7 protein-coding genes are annotated in these 5,738 nt (G+C 36.8%); 6 read left to right on the top strand and 1 reads right to left on the bottom strand.

Annotated features, from left to right (window positions below; genetic code table 11):
• From FC88_RS05980 to FC88_RS05965, 4 genes are all read left to right on the top strand, one after another.
• Nucleotides 1-350 (top strand): helix-turn-helix domain-containing protein (locus FC88_RS05980; protein WP_235526911.1); only part of this gene is annotated, 350 nt, incomplete at its 5' end.
• A 108-nt stretch (nucleotides 351-458) separates the two neighbouring features.
• Nucleotides 459-1,757: a Y-family DNA polymerase gene (locus FC88_RS05975; RefSeq protein WP_057813763.1), complete on the top strand. Its 1,299-nt coding sequence runs from the start codon at nucleotides 459-461 to the stop codon at nucleotides 1,755-1,757.
• Complete coding sequence (locus FC88_RS05970; RefSeq protein ID WP_057813761.1) at nucleotides 1,750-2,070, top strand: hypothetical protein; 321 nt, start codon at nucleotides 1,750-1,752, stop codon at nucleotides 2,068-2,070. The genes FC88_RS05975 and FC88_RS05970 overlap by 8 nt, the downstream gene beginning before the upstream one ends.
• Nucleotides 2,063-2,440 carry a hypothetical protein gene (locus tag FC88_RS05965; protein WP_057813759.1) on the top strand — a complete coding sequence of 126 codons (378 nt, stop codon included), beginning with the start codon at nucleotides 2,063-2,065 and terminating at the stop codon, nucleotides 2,438-2,440. The genes FC88_RS05970 and FC88_RS05965 overlap by 8 nt, the downstream gene beginning before the upstream one ends.
• On the opposite strand, the gene FC88_RS05960 is transcribed toward FC88_RS05965, so the two are convergent.
• Nucleotides 2,441-3,274, bottom strand: coding sequence for a LysR family transcriptional regulator (locus tag FC88_RS05960; protein ID WP_057813757.1), 834 nt, complete (start codon nucleotides 3,272-3,274; stop codon nucleotides 2,441-2,443).
• 274 nt (nucleotides 3,275-3,548) lie between these two features.
• Here FC88_RS05960 and FC88_RS05955 point away from each other — a divergent pair, with 274 nt between their 5' ends.
• Nucleotides 3,549-5,252: an FAD-dependent oxidoreductase gene (locus FC88_RS05955; RefSeq protein ID WP_057813755.1), complete on the top strand. Its 1,704-nt coding sequence runs from the start codon at nucleotides 3,549-3,551 to the stop codon at nucleotides 5,250-5,252.
• Nucleotides 5,253-5,511: 259 nt separating this feature from the next.
• Nucleotides 5,512-5,670: a P-loop NTPase family protein gene (locus FC88_RS12840; RefSeq protein WP_157060439.1), complete on the top strand. Its 159-nt coding sequence runs from the start codon at nucleotides 5,512-5,514 to the stop codon at nucleotides 5,668-5,670.
• Nucleotides 5,671-5,738 lie beyond the last annotated feature (68 nt).

The raw sequence follows: 5,738 nt of genomic DNA, 5'->3' as shown, positions 1-5,738 counted from the left end.
CTTTATGGGTTTTTGTGTCCACTAGTGTTCGGTTATATTTTACAATCTGCCATATAAAAAAAATTGTGGGAGACAATATTATGAAATATGATTTTGATGCAGAATTAAAAAAGAGATATAGTAATGATCCTACATATGAAAAAGTCATAGAGATATTGAATTCGGATGAAAGCAAATTAGGAAATGATTTTTTGTCACTCAGAACTTCCCTTGATATGAGCCAAGAGAAAACAGCAGAGTATTTAAATATTTCACCGCTGAACTATATTGAAATAGAAAGTGGTACGAGTGATCAGTTTATCGAAGAATTAAAATCATATTTTAAAAAGCTACAAGAATTAAAATTTTAATCGTATTTCCAAAATAGTAAGACTTCTAAATCAGAAGTCTATTTTTTTATTTGCAAAAAAGAACATATGTTCGTATAATGGAAATATAAACAAAAAGAGGTGTGAACAATGGATTATCGCAAGGAACCCCATGGAGTTTACTTTCTGATTGATAACAAATCTTTTTACGCTAGTGTTGAAGCGACTTTACGTGGTTTGAATCCACTCAAAGAGTTGTTAGTAGTGATGAGTGAGGCTGACAATGCAGGTAGCGGCTTGATTCTGGCGACTTCTCCAATGGCAAAGAAGATTTTTCGTTTGAAAGCTAATGTTTCCCGTCAACGTGATTTACCCCAGGATCCGCGTTTAATCGTTGTTCCACCTCGAATGAATCTCTACATCAAGCGCAATCTTCAAATCAACAATATTTTTCGTGAATTTGCGGCGGAAAAGGATGTTTGGCCTTATTCGATTGATGAATCGATCATTGATATGACACATTCTTGGAAGTTGTTCGGCGACTCTCCTAAGCAGGTGGCTCGTTTGATTCAAATCAAGGTTAGGAAAGAACTGGGATTATACACTACAGTTGGAATCGGTGATAATCCTTTACAAGCAAAAATTGCCTTGGATATTTATGCCAAGCACAATCCTGAGTTAATCGCTGAAATTCATTATCAAACCGTTCCGGAGAAAATTTGGACTATCAATGAAATGACTGATGTCTGGAGTATCGCTAAACGGACTAAAAAACGCCTTAACCGCCTAGGAATCCATAACATGTATGAATTAGCCCACACTAATCCTTTTTACTTAAAACAGGAATTAGGGTTGATTGGCGAGCAGCTGTTTGCGATTAGTTGGGGGATTGATCGAACAAATTTGTCTGATAATCTCAAACCTAAGAATCACAGCATTGGCAATTCGCAAGTTTTACCTAGAGATTACTTTAACCAAGCTGAGATAGAGACGGTTATCAAGGAAATGGGGCAACAAGTTGCTTCTCGATTGCGTCATCATCATAAGCAAGCTGGATGTATTTCTCTGACGGTGACTTATTCATATTCTGGGGATGACAGTGAACGTGGCGGCTTCAGTGTGGCTCGAAATATTGATGTGACTGATAAGGATTGGGAAATCAACCAAACTCTGATTTACATGTTTGAGAATTATTGGCAAGGACAACCGGTCAGAAATTTGGCTGTTTATTCGTCCAAATTAGTAACCAAAGTTGCGCAACAATTGGATTTTTTCACACCAATCAAAACCCAATGTGCTAATGAAGATAAATTAGCGGTCATCGACCAAATCAGAGCTCGTTACGGATTCAAATCTATCGTTTACGCTAACAGTCTGTTAAAAGGTGGGACTGCCATCAATCGTTCCAGTTTAGTCGGTGGACACAATGGCGGCAATGCTTATGAATAATGATTTGCGACTCATCTTAGAGCGAATCGGACAGTATTTCACTCGGCGTTATCAAACAAGATACTGGTTGCAAGTGGTCAATGATCCATATGACAAAACGTATAATTTCTTCATCAACATTCAACCAAAGGGCCAAAGAGTCCGTTCTATCCCACTTCATACGGTAGAACAATATAATTTATCATATTTAGAAAAAATTATTAATGAAATTCAAAAAAATATCCATTTATCCTTTATGTATGATGGTTTCACCGGTCAAAAATGGCCTACAACACAAGAATTAATTCAGAAAAGGAAACATTACGATGAATAGTAAATACCAAGCGGATCCCGAAATGGTCCAAACTTTTTTCGATAATTATTATCACGACCGTGGCAAAATCAAGTGGCAAGGTTTTTATTTATCTGATCATACCGCTGCCTTAAAAAAGCAAGCTAAGAAAGCTTCCCATCAAAATGATTTACGACCACAACAAGGACTTACAGAGATTACTAAATTCTTGATGCAGTCGTATACCTATAATCAAATAGTTCAAATCCAGTTGAATGTTTTTGACCTAAATGACCATGTCAAAGATGACTTAACTGGTGAAATAAAGGGTTATGACGAAGATTTATTCTACTTGGATAATGGTAAGAAGTTTCATTTAAGTGAAGTCAGAAACGTTGCTATGGTTGCTTAATTATAATTTTAACTGTGGCAAAAGCGTTTTGATCCAAGCAATGAGTTTTTGAGTTTCGTCTGAGGATGCTACTTTGGGATTGATCAAATAAAATTGATTACTGAAGTCGCTCGACAACTGTTCGTAAGGAATCAAAGTGTCTCTGATAGCACGTTTTGAAATAATAGCTTTGCCGATTTTTCGAGTAATGAGATTCAAAATAAGATTGTTGTCGTTGACCTTGATGACCCTGGTTGGACGCATATGATGTTCGTTGAAATACTTATCGCTGAATTCATGCTGTGGTGATCCTGGTTTGCCGATGATCCATTCAGGAGATTCTAGGTTGCCAGCTAAGACGAGTTCGTTAGATGTGAAAGCTGTCTGTTCGATTTCGTGAGTGACAATTGGTTTTTCAATGATTCCGAAGTCGATTTCTCGTTTAGTGATTTCTTCAAGGACTTTTTCAGAGTCAGCCGCAACTATTTCAAAATCAAATTTAGTGAAGTATTTTTTCAAATTGACCATCAATGGTGGCAAAACTAAATTAGAAGTCGTGTGTGAAACGCCGATAACACATTTGATACGGTTGCTGCGATGCTTTTTGACGAGGTGGTTCATGGAGTTTTCCCAACTATTCATGATGATTTGAGAATCACGATAGAAGCGGTTAGCATTTTCAGTTGGAATTAGGCCTTTATTACCGTTGCGCTTGAACAGTTGCACGCCTAAATCTTTTTCCAATTTCTTGATTTGAATCGAAACGCTTGGTTGGGTGACGTATAACTCTTTAGCCGCTTTAGTGATATTTCTCGTTTCGTAGACTTTTTGAAACGTTGCAATACTATTGAACACAAGGGTTACCTCCGTTATAAAAGATATTTATGTACGTATTTATAAATAAAATAACACAAGTAGCTTGTGATTTAATTATTAATTTGAAATTTTATTAGATTGCCGAAAGTATAAATCAAAATAATATGTTTAAGTGAGCATAATATCTATTTCACAATAGGATAACAGCTCATTAGGGCTGAGATTGATTTAACATTAAATTATTTTATGTTAGATTGACATTATAGTAATTAAGAAGGTAACTATTTTTCAATAAAATTGAGGGGTGGATATTATGGACAATAAAAAAATCGTAATTGTTGGGGGCGTTGCCGGTGGTGCCTCAGCTGCAGCTCGTGCAAGAAGATTGGATGAATTTGCCGAGATCACGATGTTTGAGAAGGGACCTAATGTTTCATTTTCTAACTGTTCTTTGCCATATCATTTGAGCGGCTTGATTCCAGATGCGAACAATATAGTCATGATGACTCCGGAACAATTGAAGAACCAATACAATATCGATGCTCAAGTCAATTCAGAAGTAGTCAACATTGATTCTGACAAAAAAGAAGTTGAAGTTAAGAATACTGCGACAGGACAAATCACTCATGCAGCTTATGATGAATTGATTTTGTCACCGGGTGCTGATCCGATTATGCCTAAGAGTATCAAGGGAATCGACCATGATAATGTCTTTTCAGTTCGTAATGTAGCTGATATCAAGAAAATCCAAACTTTCTTAGACGTTAATAAAGTAACTGATGTTGCCGTTATCGGTGGTGGTTTCATTGGACTAGAAGTCAGTGAAAATCTAGCTCAAGCTGATAAGAAGGTTTCTTTGATTGAAGCAGCTGATCATGTTTTGGGAACGGTCGACGATGATATTGCTGAAATGGTTCACATGGATCTATATCGTCACGGCATTAACTTGATTTTAAATGATGGCTTGTCAGAAATTACTGATGAAAATGTCAAGCTAGGTTCTGGTCGTGAAGTCAAAGCTCAAGCTGTCATCGTTGCTATCGGGGTCAGACCTAAGACTCAATTAGCTACAAAAGTTGGCTGCAAGTTAGGCTTAACCGGTGGCATTGCAGTAGATCACAATTATCAAACTTCAATTCCTCATATTTATGCAATCGGTGATGCAATCGAAGTCAGCAGCATGTTGACTAAAAAGAAGACTCGTTTGGCTTTGGCCTTTCCTGCTCAAATGCAAGCACGGGACGCAGTGGATCACATTTATGGTCGCCAAGTTCAAAACAGAGGCGTTATCGGTTCTCAGGCAATTCACATTTTCGATACTAATGTGGCCTCAACTGGTTTAACGGCTGCTCAATGTGAAAAAGAAGGCATCGATTATCGTTCAGTAACATCATTTTTGAAGAGTAAAGTTGGCTTGATCCCTGGTGCTACACCAATTTTCTTCAAGTTGATCTTTGGCTATCCAAGTGGTGAGATTTTAGGTGCTCAAGCTATTAGTAAGTCAGATATTGATAAGCAAATCGATATGGTTGCGACAATGATTACAATGCACGGGAATATTTCTGATTTGACTCATTTGGAAGTTTGTTATTCACCATGGTTTAGTACAACTAAGAATGTTGTCAACATGGCCGGTTTGATGGCAGAAAATATTTTGAATGATGAATACAAGCAAGTCCAAGTAACTGAGATTCGTAAATTAGTTGAGCAAGATGCCTTTATCATTGATGCCCGTGAGCCAAAGGAATACGAGGGTGGCCACATCAAGAATGCCGTCAATATTCCATTGAGCCAGTTCAGACAAAGACTCGATGAGATTCCAACAGATCGTCCAGTTTATGTTCACTGTGTTGGTGGTCAACGTAGTTACAACATGGTTCGTGCCTTGAACAATCGTGGCTATAAGAATGTTATCAACATTTCCGGTTCATTCTTACAATTGTGCCAATATGAATACTTCAAAGATCAAACGACTGATCGTGAGCCAATAGTAACTAACTATTTACTAGATTTCTAAATCTAATCTTGTAGGTTTGAAAAATATATGCTATATTCATAAAAAATCCAAAAGGAGAGTATATTATGACCGCATCCATGAAATTACGTCTAAACTTTTTAAATCAATAATTGAATAACTATTTAAAAAGTCTGGTGAACCATGATAATTTCAAGGGGTGTAGTCTATACTCTTTTATAAATTAATTAGAATTATCAAAGGACAGTCATCGACTGTTCTTTTTTTGCGTTCATCGGCTCCAAAAGGAGTGGATTAATTTATGGATACATTAGCAATAAATCTTTCAAACGTTGAGTTAACTTTAGGTGGGCAAGATATTTTGACTATCCCACAATTAAGCATTTACGAAAACGAACGGATCGGTATAATTGGCAAAAATGGGGTTGGTAAGACTTCGCAAATTGCAAGAACAAGTTAGCCACTTTGGAAAAATAACGCAAATTGCAAGAACAAGTTAGCCACTTTGGAAAAATAAAGAAAAGTTAA

Source organism: Companilactobacillus futsaii JCM 17355 (assembly GCF_001435505.1).
Taxonomy (GTDB): Bacteria; Bacillota; Bacilli; order Lactobacillales; family Lactobacillaceae; genus Companilactobacillus; species Companilactobacillus futsaii.
This window is presented reverse-complemented; position numbering and strand designations above follow the sequence as displayed.